This is a genomic window from Pseudomonas sp. Ant30-3 (assembly GCF_000690905.1).
Lineage (GTDB): Bacteria > Pseudomonadota > Gammaproteobacteria > Pseudomonadales > Pseudomonadaceae > Aquipseudomonas.
The window spans coordinates 44,566-65,233 of the sequence record NZ_JMCL01000009.1 but is presented as its reverse complement, the minus strand read 5'-3'; the positions used below and the strand labels follow the sequence as shown (position 1 = coordinate 65,233).

The 20,668-nt window shown below is 60.0% G+C and carries 20 protein-coding genes and 1 pseudogene; 9 read left to right on the top strand and 12 right to left on the bottom strand.

The window, feature by feature from the left end; all coding sequences use genetic code 11:
• Positions 1-182 precede the first annotated feature (182 nt).
• A complete protein-coding gene (gene urtA / locus DU29_RS0102115; protein WP_028620209.1) occupies positions 183-1,448 on the bottom strand; it encodes an urea ABC transporter substrate-binding protein in 1,266 nt (421 codons plus the stop codon).
• Positions 1,449-1,764: 316 nt separating this feature from the next.
• On the opposite strand from urtA, the gene DU29_RS1000000132780 reads away from it, so the two are divergent.
• Both DU29_RS1000000132780 and DU29_RS1000000132775 read left to right on the top strand, forming a co-directional pair.
• Positions 1,765-1,914: a hypothetical protein gene (locus tag DU29_RS1000000132780; protein ID WP_161781268.1), complete on the top strand. Its 150-nt coding sequence runs from the start codon at positions 1,765-1,767 to the stop codon at positions 1,912-1,914.
• 6 nt (positions 1,915-1,920) lie between these two features.
• Positions 1,921-2,082 (top strand): hypothetical protein, encoded by a 162-nt coding sequence (locus tag DU29_RS1000000132775; protein WP_161781267.1) that lies wholly within the window; start codon positions 1,921-1,923, stop codon positions 2,080-2,082.
• A gap of 76 nt (positions 2,083-2,158) precedes the next feature.
• Here DU29_RS1000000132775 and DU29_RS0102095 read toward each other — a convergent pair whose 3' ends face one another.
• The 8 genes and pseudogenes from DU29_RS0102095 to DU29_RS0102060 all read right to left on the bottom strand — a co-directional run bounded on the left by DU29_RS0102095 (position 2,159) and on the right by DU29_RS0102060 (position 8,647).
• Entirely contained in the window at positions 2,159-3,535 is a 1,377-nt protein-coding gene (locus DU29_RS0102095; protein ID WP_028620207.1) for a PepSY-associated TM helix domain-containing protein, read from the bottom strand.
• Positions 3,536-3,721: 186 nt separating this feature from the next.
• Positions 3,722-4,168: a DUF2946 domain-containing protein gene (locus DU29_RS0102090; protein WP_028620206.1), complete on the bottom strand. Its 447-nt coding sequence runs from the start codon at positions 4,166-4,168 to the stop codon at positions 3,722-3,724.
• An 18-nt stretch (positions 4,169-4,186) separates the two neighbouring features.
• Complete coding sequence (locus DU29_RS0102085) at positions 4,187-4,666, bottom strand: copper chaperone PCu(A)C (protein WP_028620205.1); 480 nt, start codon at positions 4,664-4,666, stop codon at positions 4,187-4,189.
• Positions 4,667-4,714: 48 nt separating this feature from the next.
• Positions 4,715-5,113, bottom strand: a complete 399-nt coding sequence (locus DU29_RS0102080; protein WP_028620204.1) for a DUF2946 domain-containing protein — start codon at positions 5,111-5,113, stop codon at positions 4,715-4,717.
• A gap of 99 nt (positions 5,114-5,212) precedes the next feature.
• Positions 5,213-5,511: pseudogene (locus tag DU29_RS01000000129370) on the bottom strand (addiction module antidote protein).
• 121 nt (positions 5,512-5,632) lie between these two features.
• A complete protein-coding gene (locus DU29_RS0102070) occupies positions 5,633-6,349 on the bottom strand; it encodes a cobalt-precorrin-6A reductase (RefSeq protein WP_028620203.1) in 717 nt (238 codons plus the stop codon).
• On the bottom strand, positions 6,346-7,443 hold the full coding sequence (locus tag DU29_RS0102065) for a cobalt-precorrin-5B (C(1))-methyltransferase (RefSeq protein ID WP_028620202.1): 1,098 nt from the start codon (positions 7,441-7,443) through the stop codon (positions 6,346-6,348). The genes DU29_RS0102070 and DU29_RS0102065 overlap by 4 nt, the downstream gene beginning before the upstream one ends.
• Positions 7,436-8,647: a bifunctional cobalt-precorrin-7 (C(5))-methyltransferase/cobalt-precorrin-6B (C(15))-methyltransferase gene (locus DU29_RS0102060; protein ID WP_028620201.1), complete on the bottom strand. Its 1,212-nt coding sequence runs from the start codon at positions 8,645-8,647 to the stop codon at positions 7,436-7,438. Before DU29_RS0102060 ends, DU29_RS0102065 begins: the two co-directional genes overlap by 8 nt.
• 182 nt (positions 8,648-8,829) lie before the next feature.
• On the opposite strand from DU29_RS0102060, the gene DU29_RS1000000130860 reads away from it, so the two are divergent.
• The 7 genes from DU29_RS1000000130860 (at position 8,830) to DU29_RS0102025 (ending at position 15,758) form a co-directional block, all read left to right on the top strand.
• On the top strand, positions 8,830-9,513 hold the full coding sequence (locus DU29_RS1000000130860; protein WP_028620200.1) for a hypothetical protein: 684 nt from the start codon (positions 8,830-8,832) through the stop codon (positions 9,511-9,513).
• A 154-nt stretch (positions 9,514-9,667) separates the two neighbouring features.
• Positions 9,668-10,972, top strand: a complete 1,305-nt coding sequence (cobG, locus tag DU29_RS0102050; RefSeq protein ID WP_028620199.1) for a precorrin-3B synthase — start codon at positions 9,668-9,670, stop codon at positions 10,970-10,972.
• Positions 10,965-11,591: a precorrin-8X methylmutase gene (locus tag DU29_RS0102045; RefSeq protein WP_028620198.1), complete on the top strand. Its 627-nt coding sequence runs from the start codon at positions 10,965-10,967 to the stop codon at positions 11,589-11,591. The genes cobG and DU29_RS0102045 overlap by 8 nt, the downstream gene beginning before the upstream one ends.
• A complete protein-coding gene (locus tag DU29_RS0102040; RefSeq protein ID WP_028620197.1) occupies positions 11,591-12,322 on the top strand; it encodes a precorrin-2 C(20)-methyltransferase in 732 nt (243 codons plus the stop codon). The genes DU29_RS0102045 and DU29_RS0102040 overlap by 1 nt, the downstream gene beginning before the upstream one ends.
• Positions 12,322-14,022, top strand: coding sequence for a precorrin-3B C(17)-methyltransferase (cobJ, locus tag DU29_RS0102035; RefSeq protein ID WP_028620196.1), 1,701 nt, complete (start codon positions 12,322-12,324; stop codon positions 14,020-14,022). Before DU29_RS0102040 ends, cobJ begins: the two co-directional genes overlap by 1 nt.
• Positions 14,023-14,232: 210 nt before the next feature.
• A complete protein-coding gene (locus DU29_RS01000000129360) occupies positions 14,233-15,054 on the top strand; it encodes a hypothetical protein (RefSeq protein WP_050483051.1) in 822 nt (273 codons plus the stop codon).
• A gap of 56 nt (positions 15,055-15,110) precedes the next feature.
• Positions 15,111-15,758 (top strand): hypothetical protein, encoded by a 648-nt coding sequence (locus tag DU29_RS0102025; protein WP_028620195.1) that lies wholly within the window; start codon positions 15,111-15,113, stop codon positions 15,756-15,758.
• Positions 15,759-15,776: 18 nt separating this feature from the next.
• Here the strand turns inward: DU29_RS0102025 and DU29_RS0102020 are convergent, their stop codons facing one another.
• From DU29_RS0102020 to purD, 3 genes are all read right to left on the bottom strand, one after another.
• Entirely contained in the window at positions 15,777-16,373 is a 597-nt protein-coding gene (locus DU29_RS0102020; protein WP_028620194.1) for a MarC family protein, read from the bottom strand.
• A 61-nt stretch (positions 16,374-16,434) separates the two neighbouring features.
• Positions 16,435-19,212: a hybrid sensor histidine kinase/response regulator gene (locus DU29_RS0102015; protein WP_028620193.1), complete on the bottom strand. Its 2,778-nt coding sequence runs from the start codon at positions 19,210-19,212 to the stop codon at positions 16,435-16,437.
• Positions 19,213-19,311: 99 nt separating this feature from the next.
• Entirely contained in the window at positions 19,312-20,607 is a 1,296-nt protein-coding gene (gene purD, locus DU29_RS0102010; RefSeq protein WP_028620192.1) for a phosphoribosylamine--glycine ligase, read from the bottom strand.
• Positions 20,608-20,668: the final 61 nt, after the last annotated feature.

The window sequence follows — 20,668 nt, the reverse complement described above, 5'->3', positions numbered from 1 at the left end:
GAGGGAGCTTGCTCCCGCTCGGCTGCGTAGCAGTCGTTAAACCATTGCACCCGGTGTACCTGATACACCGCAGTCCACAGTTCGGGGTTGCTGCGCAACCCAGCGGGAGCAAGCTCCCTCGCCACAGAAAGCATTTCTACAGAGCGTTTTGTCGGGTCTGAACAAGCGTCAAGCCCAATGCCTCAGTTGCTCTTCACCGCATAATCCGGCTTCTTGTCGTTACCCGAGATAAACGGGCTCCACGGCTGGGCGCGGATCGGCCCTTCGGTCTGCCATACCACGTTGAACTGACCGTCAGCCTGAATCTCCCCGATCATCACCGGCTTGTGCAGGTGGTGATTGGTCTTGTCCATGGTCAAGGTGTAGCCGGACGGTGCAGCAAAGGTCTGGCCGGCGAGTGCTTCGCGTACTTTGTCGACATCGGTGGACTTGGCTTTTTCGGCCGCTTGCGCCCACATGTGGATGCCGACGTAGGTGGCTTCCATCGGATCGTTGGTCACGGCTTTATCAGCGCCCGGCAGGTTGTGTTTCTTCGCGTAGGCTTTCCAGTCAGCGACGAATTTCTTGTTCGCCGGGTTCTCCACCGATTCAAAGTAATTCCACGCCGCGAGGTTGCCTACCAACGGCTTGGTATCGATGCCGCGCAATTCTTCTTCGCCCACCGAGAACGCTACGACCGGAACGTCGGTGGCCTTCAGACCCTGGTTGGCCAGTTCCTTGTAGAACGGCACGTTGGAGTCGCCGTTGACCGTGGAGATGACCGCCGTTTTGCCACCGGCCGAGAATTTTTTGATGTTGGCCACGATGGTCTGGTAATCGCTGTGACCGAACGGTGTGTAGACCTCTTCGATGTCTTTGTCCGCCACGCCTTTGGAGTGCAGGAACGAGCGCAGGATCTTGTTGGTGGTGCGCGGGTAGACGTAGTCGGTGCCGAGCAGGAAGTAACGCTTGGCGCTGCCGCCTTCTTCGCTCATCAGGTATTCCACCGCCGGTATGGCTTGCTGGTTCGGCGCGGCGCCGGTGTAGAACACATTCGGCGACATTTCTTCGCCTTCGTATTGCACCGGGTAGAACAGCAGACCGTTGAGTTCTTCGAACACCGGCAATACCGATTTACGCGACACCGATGTCCAGCAGCCGAACACCACGGCAACCTTGTCCTGGGTCAGCAACTGCCGACCTTTTTCGGCGAACAGCGGCCAGTTCGACGCAGGGTCAACCACCACGGGTTCAAGCATCTTGCCGTTCACACCGCCCTTGGCGTTGATCTCGTCAATGGTCATCAACGCCATGTCTTTGAGCGACGTTTCGGAGATCGCCATGGTCCCGGACAACGAATGCAGAATACCGACCTTGATGGTCTCGGCGGCCTGTACCGTCCAGGCCATGCCCATCGCGGCAATGCTTGCCGATAGTGTGAAAGCCTTGATCAAGCTGCGACGCTTCATGTGCGATCTCCGTGAACGTTGACGTTTTTATGGTTTGGCAGATGCGAACTGTTGAAGGGTCTTTAGCAAGGGCTGTGCCTGTTCGGCGCGGGGCAGGCAAATGTCGTATTAGAGCGGTTCCGCCGATTACCGACGCACCATCAGGGATCGTATCTGGCGCATTGGTGCGAAGCGGTGCGCCAGATTGGGGCGCAGAGATCTCGCTACAGCGTCCTGATCCCTGTCGCATTGAAGAACTGTCAATTCTGTCAGTAGACCGTCCTGCTGACCGGCCTTAATGTTGACTCCATCCAGCCGCGACGGAGCGAGACCGATCATGCACAGACTCGCGCTCATCCTGATCGCTGTATCCGTGTTGCTTGGCTGGCGCGCCATGACCTTGACCGATGATGACTGCCTCGCTGCCTGGCAGCGAAACCCGGTCAGCAATAGTTGCGAGGCCTACACCAGTGCCTTCGAGGAGTAGCAAAACGTGCCATTAATGGTCGAGTTGGAAGACGGCCAGTGCAGCCTCAAGGTCGCCTGCAAGAACCAGTTTGGCGGAGCGACGCCCAATCCGGTCCGGTCAATTCACAAGGCGATGCTGGTGCAACTGCGCAACTGCAACGGCGCACTGCAGATCGATCCCTGCTGAGGCGAAAACGTGAGCAGGTTTAAAACAACCCGCCCACATTTTTGCTTGCTGCTTTCCGCCCTCAAGCGTTCAGCATTCAGACCGCCGAACCGATTTCCGGCTGTCGATTGAACCGCGACAACAACAGACGATCCAGCAACCACACCACCACCAGGGACGCGCCCACCAACGGAAATGCGACCGCCAGCGCAAACATGATCACCATCGCGGTTTTCCATTTCGGCAAGTCGTGACGCAGCGGCGGCACGCCGAGCTTGCCTTGCGGGCGACGCTTCCACCACATCACCACACCACTCACGGCGCTGAGTAGAATCATCAGGCAGATCAGCAGCACGACGATCTGATTGATCACCCCGAACATCTTGCCTTCGTGCAGCATCACGCCCATTTCGGTAGCGCGGGCGACGTTGCCGTAGTGCTCCCAACGCACGTCGGCGAGCACCTTGCCGGTGTATTGATCGATATGCAGCGTGGCGTCGTTGCGCGGGTCGTCGGCGAACACGGCGATGGTGAACACGCCGGTTGCCGTGGTCGGCATTGTGATGCTGTAACCCGGCTCGACCTTGCGCTCTTTGGCGATGTCTTGCACCGCTTGCAGGCTGACCGTCGGGGCGGCCGGACCAACCGGTGCGGCACCGTGAGCCATGTGTTCGGCGTGGTCGCCGGACATCGGCATCGGTGTGTTTTCCATGGCCCAGGGCATGGTCTGGCGCGTGGCCGTATTGAGGCTGCGCGCTTCGACGTCGGACTTGGGCATGTCATTCCACATCGCGTCCGGGAACACGTTCCACACAGCGGCATATTGTTTGCCCCAGAACCCGGTCCAGGTCATGCCGCTGAGCAGCATCACCAGCAGAAAGGTCGCGCCCCAGAACCCGGTGACGGCGTGCAGATCACGCCAGAGCACACGACCGCGACTGTTCAGGCGTGGCCACAAAATCCCCGCAGCCTGGCCGCGCGGCCACCACAGGAACACGCCCGACACCACCAGTACGATGCCCCAGCCCGCGGCCAGTTCGACCAGCCGATCACCGACGGTGCCGATCATCAGCTCGCCATGAATCGCCCGGGCAATGGCCTGCAGATTCTTCTTCGCATCCTGCTCGCCGAGGATGTCGCCCTGGTACGGATCGACGAATACGTTGAGCTCCTGACCGGCATTGTTCACCACGAACTGCGCGCTGCGTTCGGCATTGACCGGCGGCAGATACTGCGTCACCTGGCCCTGTGGATAGGCCTTTTGCACGCGTTTGAGCAGCTCATCTGCGGACACGCTGTGATGCCCGGCGGGTACGTTCAGCAGGCTGCCGTACATCAGCGGATCGAGTTGCGGTTTGAACAGGTAAAGGGTGCCGGTCAGTGCCAGCATTACCATGAAAGGCGCGACGAAAAGGCCGGCGTAAAAATGCCAACGCCAAGCAAGGTTGTAGAAATTCACTTTGGGCTGTTTCATCGGTTGTTTCCATCGAACAGTCGTAAACGACGCGGTCGGCCCGGATGCAAGCAGCGTAAGAACGGCAGGTTTGCGAAGGCGGTTTGTCAGGCAGCGTTGACGTCGGCTGGCAGCGCGCTTCGCAAGCAAGCTCGTTCCCACAGGCCGCTTTGGTAAGCTTCTGGACCGTGTGAGATCGGCAGGTGTTTACGCGAGGATGGGCGGAGCGCGGGTGCGGGCGCCTGGGAAGAACGTTTGCCGGGCATGGCCCAGGCGGGTGGCCGGCGCAGAGAAGGTGGTGACCGGCGATGTACCGGCGGTGAAGAAGGATGGGCTGCCAGTCAAGGCCGGGCAATTGAACAGCAGGCTGCAATATCCGCACTTTTCCCAGAGTGCATGGTGATCCGCTTTGGGGGCGCAGTCTTCGACGTCAGGTTGCGCGTGGTGCTCGCCGTGCTCCATCGCCGGCATGTCCGTCGCCATGCTTATGGCAACGTTCATCGACGCGGACGCACGCTGATCCATCGGCATCGACTGGGAGATCAGCGGACCGATGAAAATCATCAACATGGCGAACAGACTGATCCAGCTGCCGCGGGTCAGCCGGACTGACGGACGACGTTGCATGGATGACCTGACGCTAGGCGGACGCATGGGTTTGGGCTCTGCCGCTTACTGCGCGTGAGCGTGAGATTGCACGGCGGCGGGTGGCGTTTTCTGCACCGCCACCTCGACCGTCACGTTGCCGGACTTCTCGAAATTCAAGGTCAGCGGGAAGCGTTTGCCATCGCTCAACAGGCTGCGATCTTTCAGCTCCAGCAGCATCACGTGGTACGCCATCGGGGCAAACGTGACATTGCCGCCTGGAGGTATATCCACGCTCGGCACCTGCTGCATTTTCATCAGGTCGTCCTGCTTGACGTGCTCATGCAATTGCGCGAGGCCAGCGATCGGCGAGTCGACGCTGAGCAAACGATCAGCCGTTGTGCCGCTGTTATGGATGACGAAATAAGCTGCGACGGTGGGCGCGTTGGGCGGCAGTTCTTGCGACCAAGGCTGCGCAATGTGCAGTTCTCCAGCCTGCCAGGCCTGAGCATTGGCAAAACAGGCAGGCAACAGCAACGCGGCGAGGACGATGAGCTTATTCAACATGGCAGTTCTCCGGAACGATTCAAAACGCAGTTCGATTGCGATGAGAAATCACACCAGAGGCGAGGCACGGGGCTTGAGGCTTGGCCATTGTTGACGCGGCGTCGGCGTGTCGAGCACCGCAGCAGGCGGGCTTTGCACGGCGTTGAAGAATGCAAAATACAGCGGCGGCACATGCCCGGGCAAAGCGCTCAACTGGCCTGAGCCGGAGCAGCACCAGCAATGCTGCATGTTGGAATGATCGTCGTTCGGCGGCGCCTTCTGCTCGATATCGCCTAAGGAAATGGCAACCATCTTCGTCCCGCCGGACGAACAGAAACTGCCCCACAACAGCTGCTCGGCAGGTGATTTCGCCGTCTGTGCCATCGCTCCGGTCATCGGCATGGCGAGCATGTTGAACAGCACTGCGAAGCAGGCGATCCAGGCAATTGCGAGCCGTTGTCGGGACATGGGACAGATCCGGTCAGAGTGAGCGATCAGGCGCGGCTATTTAGCCTGATCAATGCCGATAAGTAAAAAGACTGCCTGCGGTGTGGTGTCGCAGACTATTCAGACAGCCGAAGCTCTCAAGCGCAGACCCAAGGCTTTCATGACTTTCATGACTTTCATGATAGTCGCGAATTCCGGGTTGCCAGTGCTGCTCAGCGCCTTGTATAGACTTTCGCGACCAAACCCGCATCCCGTGCAACCTGAGTCATACCTTGTGCTCTGGCAATGTCGTCGAGTGCGGCACGGATCAAGACTCCGTCTCCGGCATCCTCTTCAAGGCATGCATCCAGATACGCCGCCATTTCTTCCGGCATCTTGAGAAATTCGGCGGCGTCGAAACGGCAAAATTGCTCGGCCATCATTCACTCCTCATTTGCATTGCAACCGGACTCTAAACTTCATGCCGTAGGCGGCACAGTCGGCGCAGTCCTAAAATGTCGCGGGCAAAATTACAGTTTTTGAAGGGCCTGCGGGAAAATCCTACGCAGACAGGGCCGCGAGCAACTCACTGACCGACCCCAACTCCCTATCCACCTCGGCCAAGACCGGCCGCCTCAACACAATCACCGGCACGCCGCGTTCCCTTGCCACTTGCAGTTTCGGCTCGGTGGCGGTGCTGCCGCTGTTCTTGCTGATCAGCACATCGATCTGCCGCTGTTCAAACAGCTCGCGTTCGTTGCCGATGAGAAACGGCCCGCGCGCGCCGATCACCTCGCAGCGCTCGTTGCCAGGATAAACGTCGAGTGCGCGCAGGGTCCAGAATTGCTCTGGCGGAATTTCATGCAGGTGCTGCAAGGGCTCGCGGCCGAGGGTAAACAGCGGGCGGCGGAAGGGTTGCAGTGCCTCGATCAATTCGTCCCAGTCGCCCACTTCGCGCCAGTCATCGCCATGTTGCGGCTGCCAGGCCGGACGGCGCAGCGCCCAGCAGGGTATGCCGGCCTGTCCCGCAGCGATGGCCGCGTTCTGGCTGATTTGTGCGGCGTAAGGGTGAGTGGCATCCAGCAGCAGGTCGACACCTTCATCGCGGATAAACTGCGCCAAACCCTCAGCACCGCCATAACCACCGACGCGCACCTGACACGTCAGGTCGGTGGGTACCCGCCCAACGCCGGCCAGGCTGTAGATGTGTTCCGGCCCCAGCGTACGGGCAATGGTCAACGCTTCGGTCACGCCGCCGAGCAGTAAAATGCGTTTCACTGAAAACACGCCGCGTGGCCAACGATTCCGCCCTGGCGGTCAATGGCAAACACTTCCACCTGAACCTGCGCCGGCACCACGCTGCGCGCAAAGGCCAATGCATGAGCACACACCGCATCACCCAGGGCAATGCCTGCCGCACTGGCCATCGCCAAGGCCTGCTGACTGGTATTGGCTTCGCGAATCGCCTGCTGCAAAGCGTCGTCGGCGCCAATGGCCGCCGCCCATTCGGCCAGCTGCGCCAAGTCGATGCTCGAATGCCGACTGTGCAAGTCCATGTGCCCGGCGGCCAGTTTGCTGATCTTGCCGAAACCGCCACACAGGCTGAGTTTATCCACAGGCACTTTGCGCAGATGTTTGAGCACCGCGCCGACAAAATCGCCCATTTCGATCAGAGCGATTTCCGGCAAGTCATAGACCCGGCGCATGGTGTCTTCGCTGGCATTGCCGGTGCATGCGGCGATGTGCAAATAGCCGTTGGTCTTTGCCACATCGATGCCTTGGTGAATGGATGCGATGTAGGCTGCGCAGGAGAACGGTCGGACGATACCGCTGGTGCCGAGAATCGACAGACCGCCAAGAATGCCGAGCCGCGAATTCATGGTTTTCAGGGCCAGCGCCGCGCCGCCCTCGACGTTCACCGTGACGTCGAAACCGCCCGGGTAGTCGAGTTCGGCGGCCAGCAGGTTCAAGTGATCCGTGATCATCTTGCGCGGCACCGGGTTGATCGCCGGTTCGCCGACGGCCAGCACCAGCCCGGGGCGGGTGACCGTGCCGACGCCGTGGCCAGCGTTGAAGCGCACGCCCGGTTCGTCGCGCAGACGCACGTGGGAATACAGCAGCGCTCCGTGTGTCACGTCGGGATCGTCGCCGGCATCCTTGATCGTACCGGCCTCGGCGCCATCGTCGGCCAGCCGACAAAACTCCAGACGCATCTGTACCCGCTTGCCTTTGGGCAGAACGATCTCCACTGCGTCGCAGACCGGCCCGCCCAGCAATAACCGGGCAGCCGCGAGGCTGGTGGCTGTGGCGCAACTGCCTGTGGTCAAACCGCTGCGCAGCGGTGCAGGTTGCTCGGCGGTTTCGTCACGCATCGGCTGGTTTAACCGCGTCCAGCAAAGTGATCGGCAGCGCCTGGCGCCAGGTATCGAAGTCGCCCAGCGGTTGTGCCTGAGCGACATGAATACGCGTGAGTTCGCCGCCGTATTGTTCGCGCCAGGCCATCAAGGTCACTTCACTTTGCAATGTGACGGCGTTGGCAACCAGTCGACCTCCCGGTTTCAGTGCGGCCCAGCACGCATCGAGTACGCCTTCGCGCGTCACGCCACCGCCAATGAAAATCGCATCAGGGCGCTCAAGCCCATTTAGCGCTTGCGGCGCGCTGCCACGAATCAGTTGCAGACCGGGGACGCCGAGGGCGTCGCGATTGAGTTCGATCAACGCCTGCCGGTCATCATCCGCCTCGATGGCCAGCGCGCGGCAAGCCGGATGAGCGCGCATCCACTCGATGCCGATCGAGCCACTGCCGGCGCCGACGTCCCACAGCAGCTCGCCGGGGATCGGCGCAAGGCGGGCAAGGGTGATGGCGCGCACGTCTCGCTTGGTCAGTTGGCCGTCGTGTTTGAAAGCAGAGTCCGGCAGGCCGGCGAGTCGCGACAGGCGTGGTGCATCTGGTTCGGCGATGCATTCGATGGCGAGCAGGTTGAGGTCGGCAACGGCCGGGAACTGCCAGTCATTCGCGGTCCCATCGATGCGTCGTTCCTTCGGGCCGCCGAGGTGTTCCAGCACGCTGAGCCGACTCGGTCCAAACCCGCGCTCGCGCAGTAACGCCGCAATGGCGCCCGGGCTTTGACCATCGTTGCTTAACACCAGTAAACGCACGCCGCTGAACAGTGGAGCAGTGATTGCCGCAACAGGGCGGGCGACAACCGAGAGCGTGACAACGTCTTGCAACGGCCAACCCATGCGCGCAGCGGCGAGGGAGCAGGAGGAGGGCGCTGGCAGAATCAACATTTCATCGGCAGGTAATTGCCGGGCGAGACTGGCGCCTACGCCGAAGAACATCGGATCGCCGCTGGCCAGAACGCAAATCGGCTGACCCCGCACGGCGAGTACCGGATCGAGACTGAACGGTGACGTCCACAACCGACGCTCGCCCCTGATGCAGGCCGGCAACAAGTCGAGTTGGCGCTGGCTGCCGAAGATCTGCGGCGTGCCCAGCAAGGCACGCCGTGCGCACTTGCCCAGGCCTGGGAAACCTTCTTCACCGATGCCTATCACCGTCAGCCAGGGGGCCATGTCATTCCTCAATCACGCGATCATCTTTCAGGGCGGCATGATAGCGCGGCTTCCAGGCATTGACTTCATCCTCATCGCTGCCGGGCGAGCATTGACATGAAATGTTGATGATTAGTAGTTGTTCGCCAGGTGTCAGTTGCTAATGTGATTTTCATTAAAGCCAAGAAGGCAGGGAGTAAGTAATGGAATTACATGTTGATAACGACGCTGTACAAAGGGAGGTGCTGTCAGTAGCACCCAGTGCTTCATTACTCGATAACAGGATGTTGGCGTTTTTTGCGGGTTTATCCATCGAAGACAGGCAGTACATAAAGAACAGTCTGCGTTGGGCGGAATATCAGGCCAACCTGCGCTTTGACCGAAAGCTTGAACCTGCCGATTGGTTTGAACACGTTTCGGGCAGGCTCTGGTCCGTCGGCTGGAGTCTCGAGCACGCGCCGGTGGAGGTTATCGACCATCGCTACAAAGGCAGCCTTCTGGACAGTTGGTCCAAAGCCCTGTCCACGCAAGTCAGCAGAGCCAGGTTGAAGTTGATCAAGGATTCGTTTGGATTTCTCGAGCATGATCGTTCTGCGCTCGCTTTTTTTACCGAGCGCGCCCAGCAGTCCGGGGATTTTCGGTTTATGCCCGCTGAGTACAATCGAGCCGGGGAACTTGAAATAGTGCTGACCAGCGTTCGATTGCTCAGCACTAACTGGAGCTCGACCGTATTGTTCTGGGACGTGGAACATCCACAATCCCAACTTGATATTCGGGCCAGACGATTCTCCGCCAGGCCGCGCGAGATGGATAAGTACCGGGTCATGCTGGCCGATGCAGTGCGGGACATGCGCTTCTCGGAGATTTCATTGACGATGACGCAGTAACGAACGCCACGGCAGCGTCCCCGTAGAGGGCAGGAGAATGCTGCCGGCAGGCCGCATTCCGACCGGCAGTTTTTCATGGTTCGAGGCAAAGCAGGCATAATACCGCGCGCCAGCCTCAACACCTGAACCGGTCACCTCTTTGAACCCACGTCCGATGTCCTCCGCCTTACGCCCCTCGGCCTGCCCGGGGTTGCTGCGTATTGTCCCGGCGCTGGATGGTGGCATCTGTCGAATCAAGCTGAACGGTGGGTCCATCAGCAGCGTTCAGGCGGCGGTTGTGGCTGACGCGGCCGAGCGCTTTGCCAGCGGAACGATCGAAGCGACCAACCGAGGCAACCTGCAAATACGTGGCATTGGCAACGAACAGGCGGCGCTGATCGACAGCTTGCTCGGTGCCGGTCTGGGGCCGCAAACCCCGGCAGGCGACGACGTTCGTAACCTGATGCTCAGCGCCTCTGCCGGGATTGATCGCCATCTGCTGGTGGACACCCGGCCGCTGGCGAACCAGATTCTCGGCACGGTGCAGAATCACGAGCGGTACCACGCACTCAGCGCCAAGTTTGCAGTGCAACTGGATGGCGGCGAGGCGCTGGCCATGCTCGAACATCCCCACGACCTCTGGCTGAGTGCCGTTGACCAAGGCGGCGCTTGCTGGTGGGCCTTCGGATTGGCCGGTTGCCCGACAGAAGCCCCGGCCGGTGCGGTGCGACTGGAAGACGGGCACGCGCTGGTCGTGGCCGTGCTTGACGTGTTCCTCGAACGGGCACGTCCCGATCAAACGCGCATGCGTCATCTCCTGGCTGAGCTGCCGATCGTCGATGTGTTGGCTCGACTGGCCGAAAAGGTGGCGTTGATGCCGTCACCCGGTTGCCGACGCAGCGCCAATCCCGACACTCTGCACATCGGCGTGCATGACCAGGCCGATACCCGTCAGGTGTATATCGGTGCTGTGCCGCCGCTCGGGCGTCTGACGTCCACGATGTTGCGAGGCGTTGCACAATCGGCGGAGGAGTTTGGCGATGCGAGTCTGCGGTTCACCCCTTGGCAAAGTCTGCTGATCCCCAATGTCCTGCGCGAGCACGCTGGCCAGATCACGCGGCGATTGACGCAGTTGGGCTTGTTCTGCGATCTGGACCCCTTGGCCCGGATGATTGCCTGCACCGGTTCTGCCGGATGCAGCAAGGCGTTGGCCGACACCAAAGGCGACGCCCTGCAATTGTCCGGGCTGCTTCGGCGCCATGGCCACGTGCTGAACGTTCACCTGTCAGGGTGCTCGCGTTCGTGCGCCGCCGCGCACATCGCCCCGATCACGATGCTGGCGGTCGGTCGCGATCACTACGACCTTTATTTTCGCGAAGCGGGGCTGCCGGGTTTCGGCGTCCTGCACGCACGCAACCTTACTATTGAAGCGGCCGCAGCCTTGCTCGACGCCCGCTCACGGAGCCTTTTTGATGCTTGATTACATCCGCGACGGTCAGGAGATCTATCGCAACTCCTTCGCGATCATTCGCTCCGAGGCGAACCTTGCGCGCATCCCGGCCGACCTGGAAAAACTGGCCGTGCGGGTGATTCACGCCTGCGGCATGGTTGATGCGATCGATGGCCTGCAGTTCTCTGAAGGCGCCGGCAAGGCCGGGCGCGATGCACTGGCCGCTGGCGCACCGATCCTGTGTGATGCGCGGATGGTCTCGGAAGGCGTGACGCGCACGCGTTTGCCGGCGAACAATCAGGTGATCTGTACTTTGCGCGATGAAGGCGTGCCCGAGCTCGCCCGTGAGTTGGGCAATACCCGTTCCGCTGCTGCACTGGAACTCTGGCGCCCGCACCTCGAAGGCAGCGTTGTGGTGATCGGCAATGCCCCGACCGCGCTGTTTTACCTGCTGGAAATGCTCGACGCCGGCGCGCCGAAACCGGCGCTGATCCTCGGCTTTCCGGTGGGATTTGTGGGCGCGGCGGAGTCCAAGGCAGCGCTGGCGGCGGACAGTCGTGGCGTGCCGTTTGTCATCATGCAAGGTCGGCTGGGTGGCAGCGCCATGGCCGCTGCCGCCGTCAACGCGCTCGCCACGGAGATCGAATAATGCAGCGACCTGGACGCCTGATCGGCCTCGGCGTCGGCCCCGGTGATCCGGAGCTGATCACCGTCAAGGCGCTGCGCCTGCTGCGCGAATCGCCGGTGATCGCCTACTTCGTCGCCAAGGGCAAAAAGGGCAACGCGTTCGGCATCATCGAAGCGCATTTGCAGCCAGCGCAGACACTGTTGCCGCTGGTGTATCCGGTGACGACCGAGGCATTGCCCGCGCCACTTTCGTATGAACAGGTCATCAGTGATTTCTACGATGCGGCTGGCGAGCAGCTCGCTGCGCATCTCGATGCCGGTCGCGACGTGGCGGTGATCTGCGAGGGTGATCCGTTTTTCTACGGCTCCTACATGTATCTGCATGATCGCCTGGCCGAGCGCTATCAAGCTGAAGTGGTGCCGGGCGTGTGCTCGATGCTGGGCGGCGCTTCGGTATTGGGCGCTCCGCTGGTGTATCGCAATCAAAGCTTGTCGGTGCTGTCCGGTGTGTTGCCCCCTGACGATCTCAAGCGCCGATTGGCCGACGCCGATGCGGCGGTGATCATGAAGCTGGGACGCAACTTTCCCAAGGTCCGCCAGGTGCTGGAAGAGCTCGGCCTGGCGGAGCGCGCCTTGTACGTCGAGCGCGCGACCATGGCCAATCAGAAAATCGTGCCGCTGGATCAGGTCGAGCCAATGTCTTCGCCGTACTTCTCGTTGATCATTGTTCCCGGCGAAAGGTGGCAAGGCTGATGACTCGAGCAGCTCCGGCGATTGTCATTCTGGGCAAAGGCAGCCTCGCGACCGCGCGCAAGATTCAGCAGATTTACCCCGGCGCCTTGATCCACGGTCTGGCGGGACGGGTCGAGGAGGTGGATCGCGTCTACCAGGAATTCGGCGCTACCCTGCGCGGGTTCTATCAGCAGGACACGCCGATCATTGCCCTGTGCGCCGCAGGCATCGTGATTCGCACGCTTGCGCCCGTGCTGCTGGAAAAGGGCGCGGAGCCGCCCGTGCTTGCGGTCGCTGAAGACGGCAGCGCGGTGGTGCCGCTGCTCGGCGGCCTCGGCGGAGTGAATGTCATGGCGCGAGAAATTGCTGCCGGGCTGCACGTCGCGGCGGCGATCACCACCAGCGGCGAGCTGCGCTTTGGCACCTGCCTGCTCAACCCACCGAGTGGCTACGCTCTGGCGGATCTGGAACAGGGCAAACGCTTTGTCTCCGATCTGCTGGCCGGGCACAGCGTTCGTATCGTAGGTGCGGCGCCGTGGCTGGATCAGGCGCAATTGCTGGACGATCCGCAGGCGCAGCGCTCGATTCATGTCGGCAGCGCTGAACGTGAAGCGAGTGCCGATGAACTGCTGATCTATCCGCGCAGTGTTGCGGTGGCGGTCAGCGCTGACGTGGTGGGCTTGCCGACGGCCATTCGCGTGGCGTTGGAGCAGGCAAAAATTGCCCGGCAATCACTGGCTTGTCTGGTCGCGGCGGACAACGAGATGGCCGCAGAGAGTTTGCGTGAGGCAGCGCTTGATCTGGGCGTGCCGTTGCGCTTTGTTGCAGCGCAAAACGACAGCGAGGCACTGGCGCTTGCGGCTGTGCCAGAGGCGAAAGTCGTGAGCGCCAACAACCTGGCCATCGCCATCGCCGATCAGCCGTTGAACATCGCTCACGTCGGTCGTGCGCGTGGTCGTCTTGCGGTGATCGGCCTCGGCCCTGGCGCGGCCGAACTGATGGTTCCTGCGGTAAAAGCCGAACTGGCGCGCGCCACCGATGTGCTCGGTTACGAAACTTACGTGCGCATGGCCGGCCCGTTCCGTGACGATCAAGTGCAGCATTGCACCGATAACCGTGAAGAGATGCAGCGCGCCCGTCATGCGTTCGAGCTGGCGGCGCAAGGGCGCTCGGTGGTGGTGGTGTCTTCCGGTGATCCGGGTGTGTTCGCCATGGCAGCAGCGGTGCTCGAAGCGCTGCACGAGTCCAGCGACACGGCGTGGCACAACGTCGATCTGGAGATTTTGCCGGGCGTGTCGGCGTCATTGGCCACGGCCGCTCAGGCGGGTGCGCCACTGGGGCATGATTTCTGTGTGTTGTCGCTGTCGGATAACCTCAAACCGTGGGCGATTATCGAGAAGCGCCTCGACCTCGCCGCTCAAGCCGATCTGGCGCTGGCTTTCTACAATCCCATTTCGCGGTCGCGACCGTGGCAACTGGGCCGCGCGCTGGAGATCGTCGCGCAGCACCGCACCCCGCAAACTCCTGTTGTGTTGGGGCGCGATGTCGGGCGACCGGGGCAAACGCTGCGGGTGACTACGTTGGGTCAATTGACACCTGATCAAGTCGATATGCGCACCATGGTGCTGATCGGCTCATCCACTACCTGCGTGTTCCCTCGTGAAGGCGGTGGTCAGTGGGTTTACACCCCACGCTGGTACGGCTCCAAGCCCGTTACGTAAGGGTGGCGGTCCGTGGGCCGCCATCCATACATTTGTTCTTCTCCTGAATATTCAAATATTCCTGCAAGCGGGTATTGCCTGATTCTAATCAGGAGTGCTCACGATTCTCTGAAATTAGTTGAATTGGTTCGCGGTTGTATAACTTTCTTATGAAAGTTAAGTTCGATCTCGCGCCAAAGAGGCGTTAACTAATTTGAAAGGAATCAACTAATGATCGAATTTAATCCTGAAAAAATTGCTGGCAGTGAACGCGTTGCACTGATCGAGGAATCGAACAAACTGCTGTCGCTGCAGCCGACGCCCCGCGCCTTTACAGGCTTCTCCGCTCATCAACTTCCGATCGACAAAGATGAGCTGAATGCCGCCATTATGGGCACAGGTATTGCGGGTTTTGATGCAAGTATGTCCAAACGCAGCAAGCGAATTGTTAAAAACACTTATATGTATGCTGATCTTGTCTCTTTGCTCAAATACCCGGGTGCCAGTCAGAAGGAACAACGGTTCAATGAGTTTTTAAGGCTCATGAAACTGAGTGGCTGGTTTGTTTTTAGTGCGCCTTACAACAAGTATCAATCCACCGCTCAAAAACTCACCATGGACAACGTTGCGCTGAGCATCCTGCACACGGCAGTAGGCGCTGCCGTCAATCAGGGCGCCGCGGCGCTGAAGGTTTTGTCTTCGGTAGCTGATGCAACCATGGAGGCACTGAAGAACGAACCCCAAGCGTTGCAGCTGTTCGAAAAAAATTCGAAGAAAGCTGAGGGTGGAGACTTCTGCATGTCGGCCTCGCTGGAAAGTGCAGACGGCGACATCACCATGGCGATTGCAGCGGTGCAGTATTTCGCCAACGCGCAGCCGACCAAGGTGCTGTTCGTGGAATGGAGCAGCGCCAACGTCTCTATTTATAACTCCGCGGCACGTATGCACATGGACGAAGAGGATTACTCGATGGTTGAGCCCTTGATCGTGAAAGCGCTGTCGGAACAGCGAACAAAAGCGCTGACCTATGAGTTTCGAGCTGCACGTGCATGAGTAGAGCCTGAGGCGAAAGCCTCAGGTTTTAACGTTAAACTGCAAAGGAGTGCGTCTTGAATTACGTAAATTATATTTGCGCGGGTGCTGTTGTTCTCGTATCGGACGAATTGTCCGTTGGTGAAGTACAGGACGGTCTGGATGCTTTGCTTTATTGCCAGGCTGTGGCGAGCGGGAAGGTTCCTGCGTTTGCGAACTTTGAACGTTGGATGAACGCCAACACAGGGGCAGTCCGGACGCTGGGTGGTTTGGTATGGAGTGAACCTTGCATCGACGTACCGCCTCCTCGTTCAGGCCGCTTCAGCCTGTGTGAAATGATTGCGCCGCTACTCGGCCAACTGGCACTTACCTCGCCAGAAGCCCTGCAAGCCAGCCTGGAAGCGTTGTCTTTGGACGCATCAGCGTTACTGCAAAGTGAGTTGCTTGACACTCCCAATGGTCAGACTCAACAAACGGTACGCTTGAAATGTGCAGTGATCACGCCAGGCGTTTCGATTGCCGCTGTCGTGATCTGCTTCAAATTCGATGAGAAGTTCAGTGGCCCTGTCTTGAGCCATCGCTTCGCTGCCGAAAATGTCATTGGCAATGTATCGATCAGAGGTTACAGGGCGCTGATGGAGACCGAGGATTATGACCTGTCGCGTGAAACCGTCGTTTCGTTATTAGGTTGCCAGCGACAAGAACGCATCATCAGGTTGACCTGACGTGCAATTCACAATGGATCAAGAGATCAGATATCCCTTTATCCCGGTGAAGATAATCTGCGCAGCCAGGGCGCACACAAACAAACCCATCAAACGGCTGACAATTTGCAGGCCCTGATCGCCGAGAATCCGTTCGATGCGGTTCGACAGGTAGAGCACCACGCCCACCGTGAAACTGGCCAGGGCAATACCAAGAATGGCCGTGAGTTTGTCGTCCCAGTGCGGCTGGCTCACGCCCATCACCAGCAAGGCGCCGATGGTGCCGGGGCCGACGGTCAGGGGAATGGTCAGCGGAACGATGGTCACGTCCTGTTGCACGTTGTCAGTCTGTACCGCTGACTTGCCTTGAGCCATGCCCAGCGCCGAGATGAACAGCACGCTGCCGGCACCGATGCGGAACGCATCCACGGTGATGCCGAAGACGCTGAAAATCACTCGCCCGAACAAATACAGCAAGACGCTGGAAACCAATGTGGCGATCGCCACCTTCCAGGCCAGTCGACGTTGTTCCTTGCGCGAATAACCGCGAGTCAGACTGATGAAGCAGGAGAGGACGAAGAACGGGCTGTAGAGCACCAGCATCTTCAGGTAAACGCTGAACAACACGTGCAGCATGGGGCAGGCTCACTGGGAGGAAGTCGAAGGGGAGTCTATCAGGCGCCGCCAGGTCTGTCGGTCAGGACGTCTGCACCGTTGTGCGGTTCTGCTGATCGCGTTGTGCAACCCAGTGTTCAATCAATTCGCGCAGCTGCGACAGTTCGACCGGTTTCGCCATATGGCCGTCCATTCCAGCCTGACGCGCGCGTTCCTTGTGTTCGGTAAGAATGTGCGCGGTCAACGCCACCACCGGGGTGCGAATCCGCTGGTTGCAAACCTCCCAGGCACGCAATTGCTGGGTAGCCGAGAAGCCATCCAGAATCGGCATTTCACAATCCATCAACACCAGGTCGTAACGTTGGGCTTTCATCGCCTTTAGAGCTTCTTCGCCGTTACTCGCGGTATCGGGTTGCAGATTGAGCTTGCCGAGCATGCCGCGAATCACCTTCGTCGAAATGCTGTTGTCTTCGGCCACCAGAATGCGGAAATCGCTGGGGACCTTGACCGGCAACGGCATGCCGCCCGCCGGCTGGGGCGCAACCGCGAGGCCTTTGTTGCGCTGCGTAAGTTCGTCCGCCAGCGTCGTTTTGAGGGTATAGCCAGCCACCGGTTTGGCGAGGATGCGCTTGATCCCGGAATTGCGCGCGATGATCTTGCTGGGGGCGTTACTGATGCCGGTCAGCATGATCAGCAGAATGTCGTGATTGAGGCTCGGGTCTTCCTTGATCTTGGCCGCCAGTTGCATACCGGTCATGCCGGGCATGTTCTGGTCCAGCAGCACGATGTCGAAGTAATCGCGCAGGTGGGCCTTGGTACGCAGCAGTGCCAGCGCTTCCTTGCCAGAGGCTACGGCACTGACATTCAGGCCCCAGGCGGTGCATTGCTGCACCAGGACTTTGCGGCAGGTGTCGTTGTCATCCACGACCAGCACTCGCGCGCCTTGTAACGGGCCATCGAGATCGGACGTCGGGTGTTCGAGGCGATCCGGGTCCAGAGGGAGCGTGAGCCACAAGGTGCTGCCCTGACCGGCACCACTCTTGATGCCAAATTCCCCGTGCATCAGACGAATCAGTTGCCGGGCGATCACAAGTCCCAGGTTGCCCCCCAGGCGATTGGCCGAGAGGAAGTTCTTGCTGTGAAGTTCGGCGTGCATCAACGCGTCGCGCTCTTCGGCTTCCATTGTTTCGCCGCTGTCCTGTACGGCAATGCGCAGGCGCGGTTTCGCGCTGCGGTCGTCCAGCGCTACAACGATCAGGATTTCGCCTTCATCGGTTTTCTTCAGGGCATTTTCCAGCAGACTCAGCAGGGTTTGACGCAAGCGGGTCGGATCGCCACTGATGACCCGTGGGACCTGCGGCTGGATAAAACTGATCAGCTCGACGTTTTGCTGCTCGGCTTTGGCGCGAAAAATACTCAGGCAGTCTTCGATCAGGGCATTGAGATCGAACTGCACATCATCCAGCTCGATCTGCCCGGATTCCAGTTTGGAGATGTCGAGGATCTCGTTGATCAAAGTCAGCAGTTCATTGCCGGCACTGTGGATGGTCTGTACGTAGTCACGTTGCTTGACCGAGAGCGGCGTTCCCAGCAGCAATTCGGTCATGCCCAGCACGCCATTCATGGGCGTGCGGATTTCGTGACTGATTTTCGCCAGGAATTCGGCTTTGGCATTGATCTCGGCATTGCTGGCCGCCAGGTCGCGACTGACGCTGAACAGGTCTTCGGTGATGCTGCGCTGGCGTTCGCTGAGCGCGACGCTCATCAACAGGCCACTGACGCAGATGAACGCCAGCAGGGCGGCGATCAAGCCCTGCGGCTCGACCAGTGTCAGCCCGAGCAGGGCCGGAAGGATGATCAACGTGCCGAGGTTGAACACCACCATGGCCGCGACGAAGAACCGCGCCGGACGATAGCCTTTTTGCCAGTGCCAGGCGCTGACGAACAACATCGTCAGGCCTGCTAGCGCGACCAGTGCGTAGGTGATGATGTTCAGCGGTAGCGTGTTGACGAACAACAGCAACAGGCCGCAGGCAACAATAAAGAGGATATCGCCCATCAGCAGTCGGTTCAGCGGGTGTGGCCCGAGCGGGGCGAAGAAGCGGTAAGCGAACATCAGTCCGCACGGAGCGGTCATGAGCAGGGCAATGTAGGCGCCCGGTGTTTGCTGGGTGTGCCAGTCGGGTAGCCATGGCCCGAGAATGTTCAGCAGCAGCACCATGCTGATCATCAGCAGTGTCTCGCAACCTGACAGCCAGAGGCTGCTGCGCGAGCGTGTGTAGGCATACCGGATGAGGTTGTGCAGGATCAGCATGCCGAGACAGCCGAACAACAGACCGAAGATCAGCGTCTGGGTCTGATTGGCGGCTGTGGTGATGGCTGACTGCAATGTGATGTAAGGCCGCATCTGATGCTGGGACACCAGGCGCAGATAGATCTCCAGAGGTTTGTCAGCCTGCGGCAGCGGTAGCAGGTAATCGCTGCTGGGCAGGGGGCGTTCGGCCTGAGGCTGATCGGCACTGGAATTGATTTGCTGGATCAGCCTGTCGCCGTCCAGGACAAACAGGTTGAGGTGCGCCAGATCGGGCGCGAAGATCTTCAACACTTGCTCGTGCTTGCCGGGGGCGAGCCGGAACCGAAGCCACAATGCCCCGTCGGGCTCGGCGGCGGTGAGGCGTTCGAGTTCAATGGGGCTGAATTGATTGATGAAGCGAGCGGAACGGACGTCGCTGAGTTGCAGGTCGCCCTGCTCGTCGAGCAAAACCGCCCAAGCGCTGCCCTGCTCGGCCTGTGCCGATAACGTGCAGAGCATTGTCAGCAGCGTGACAGTGAAACCTATGGCAATCCTGAGCCAGCGCACGGCGAAATCCCTTCGTAGGTTGATGCCAGAATATAACTATGCGCGGCGCCGGAATAGTCCGGCAAGGGCTGAACGCCCTTGCCCGACCGAATGGGTCGATTATTCCAGATTTTCGCCACGCTCGCGGGCAATGGCGCGGTAGCCAATGTCCTTGCGATAGAAACAGCCCTGCCAATCGATTTGAGCTGCCAGTCGGTACGCTTGCTGCTGGGCGGCATCAACGCTCGCACCCATGGCTGTAGCGCACAAAACCCGACCGCCGGCCGTCACCACTTCGCCATCCTTGAGTGCCGTGCCGGCGTGGAAGACTTTACCTTCCAGCGCGGCGGCCGCATTCAGGCCGCTGATCGCGGTGCCCTTGGCGTAATCGCCAGGATACCCGCCAGCAGCCAGCACAATGCCGACGCTAGGGCGCGGATCCCATTGTGCTTCGATCTTGTCCAAAGCCTGAGCCAGCGCAGCCTCGACCAACAGCACAAGGCTCGACTGCAGGCGCAGCATAACCGGTTGTGTCTCGGGGTCGCCGAAACGGCAGTTGAATTCGATGACTTTTGGGTTACCAGCTTTGTCGATCATCAAGCCGGCGTAGAGGAAACCGGTGTAGACATTGCCTTCCTCGGCCATGCCGCGCACGGTTGGCCAGATGACGAGGTCCATGACACGCTGGTGTACTTCACTGGTCACCACTGGCGCTGGAGAGTAAGCGCCCATGCCGCCGGTGTTCGGGCCGGTGTCGCCGTCGCCGACGCGTTTGTGATCCTGGCTGGTGGCCATCGGCAATACGTTTTTGCCGTCGACCATGACGATGAAGCTGGCTTCTTCGCCGTCCAGGAATTCTTCGATGACAACGCGCGAACCGGCATCGCCAAACGCGTTACCCGCGAGCATGTCGCGCACCGCGTCTTCGGCTTCGGCCAGGGTCATGGCTACGATCACGCCTTTGCCAGCGGCCAGGCCATCAGCCTTGATCACGATCGGCGCGCCTTTTTCACGCAGATAAGCCAGGGCTGGCTCGATCTCGGTGAAGTTCTGGTAATCGGCGGTCGGGATCTTGTGGCGCGCGAGGAAGTCCTTGGTGAACGCTTTCGAGCCTTCCAGCTGAGCGGCACCGGCGGTCGGACCGAAGCAGTCGAGACCGCGGGCGCGGAACAGATCGACAACGCCAGCCACCAGAGGCACTTCCGGACCGACGATGGTCAGGGAGACATTCTTTTCGGCGAAGTCAGCCAGCTGCTCGAGTGCCAGCACGTCAATGTCGACGTTTTCGCATTTGGCTTCGATGGCGGTGCCGGCGTTGCCCGGCGCGACAAATACTTTTTGCACGCGCGGATCCTGAGCCACTTTCCAGGCCAGGGCGTGTTCACGGCCACCGCTGCCAATGATCAAAACATTCATTTAAAAAACCTCGGATGACGCTAATTCTGTGTAGGGCTGGCACCCGCGAACGGAGCAACCC

Excerpts from the sequence above, each read along its gene's own strand:
- urtA (WP_028620209.1), bottom strand. The coding sequence starts at position 1,448 with ATGAAGCGTCGCAGCTTGATCAAGGCTTTCACACTATCGGCAAGCATT.
- DU29_RS1000000132780 (WP_161781268.1), top strand. The coding sequence starts at position 1,765 with ATGCACAGACTCGCGCTCATCCTGATCGCTGTATCCGTGTTGCTTGGC.
- DU29_RS0102095 (WP_028620207.1), bottom strand. The coding sequence starts at position 3,535 with ATGAAACAGCCCAAAGTGAATTTCTACAACCTTGCTTGGCGTTGGCAT.
- DU29_RS0102090 (WP_028620206.1), bottom strand. The coding sequence starts at position 4,168 with ATGCGTCCGCCTAGCGTCAGGTCATCCATGCAACGTCGTCCGTCAGTC.
- DU29_RS0102085 (WP_028620205.1), bottom strand. The coding sequence starts at position 4,666 with ATGTTGAATAAGCTCATCGTCCTCGCCGCGTTGCTGTTGCCTGCCTGT.
- DU29_RS0102080 (WP_028620204.1), bottom strand. The coding sequence starts at position 5,113 with ATGTCCCGACAACGGCTCGCAATTGCCTGGATCGCCTGCTTCGCAGTG.
- DU29_RS0102065 (WP_028620202.1), bottom strand. The coding sequence starts at position 7,443 with ATGCGTGACGAAACCGCCGAGCAACCTGCACCGCTGCGCAGCGGTTTG.
- DU29_RS0102060 (WP_028620201.1), bottom strand. The coding sequence starts at position 8,647 with ATGGCCCCCTGGCTGACGGTGATAGGCATCGGTGAAGAAGGTTTCCCA.
- DU29_RS1000000130860 (WP_028620200.1), top strand. The coding sequence starts at position 8,830 with ATGGAATTACATGTTGATAACGACGCTGTACAAAGGGAGGTGCTGTCA.
- cobG (WP_028620199.1), top strand. The coding sequence starts at position 9,668 with ATGTCCTCCGCCTTACGCCCCTCGGCCTGCCCGGGGTTGCTGCGTATT.
- DU29_RS0102045 (WP_028620198.1), top strand. The coding sequence starts at position 10,965 with ATGCTTGATTACATCCGCGACGGTCAGGAGATCTATCGCAACTCCTTC.
- DU29_RS0102040 (WP_028620197.1), top strand. The coding sequence starts at position 11,591 with ATGCAGCGACCTGGACGCCTGATCGGCCTCGGCGTCGGCCCCGGTGAT.
- cobJ (WP_028620196.1), top strand. The coding sequence starts at position 12,322 with ATGACTCGAGCAGCTCCGGCGATTGTCATTCTGGGCAAAGGCAGCCTC.
- DU29_RS01000000129360 (WP_050483051.1), top strand. The coding sequence starts at position 14,233 with ATGATCGAATTTAATCCTGAAAAAATTGCTGGCAGTGAACGCGTTGCA.
- DU29_RS0102020 (WP_028620194.1), bottom strand. The coding sequence starts at position 16,373 with ATGCTGCACGTGTTGTTCAGCGTTTACCTGAAGATGCTGGTGCTCTAC.
- purD (WP_028620192.1), bottom strand. The coding sequence starts at position 20,607 with ATGAATGTTTTGATCATTGGCAGCGGTGGCCGTGAACACGCCCTGGCC.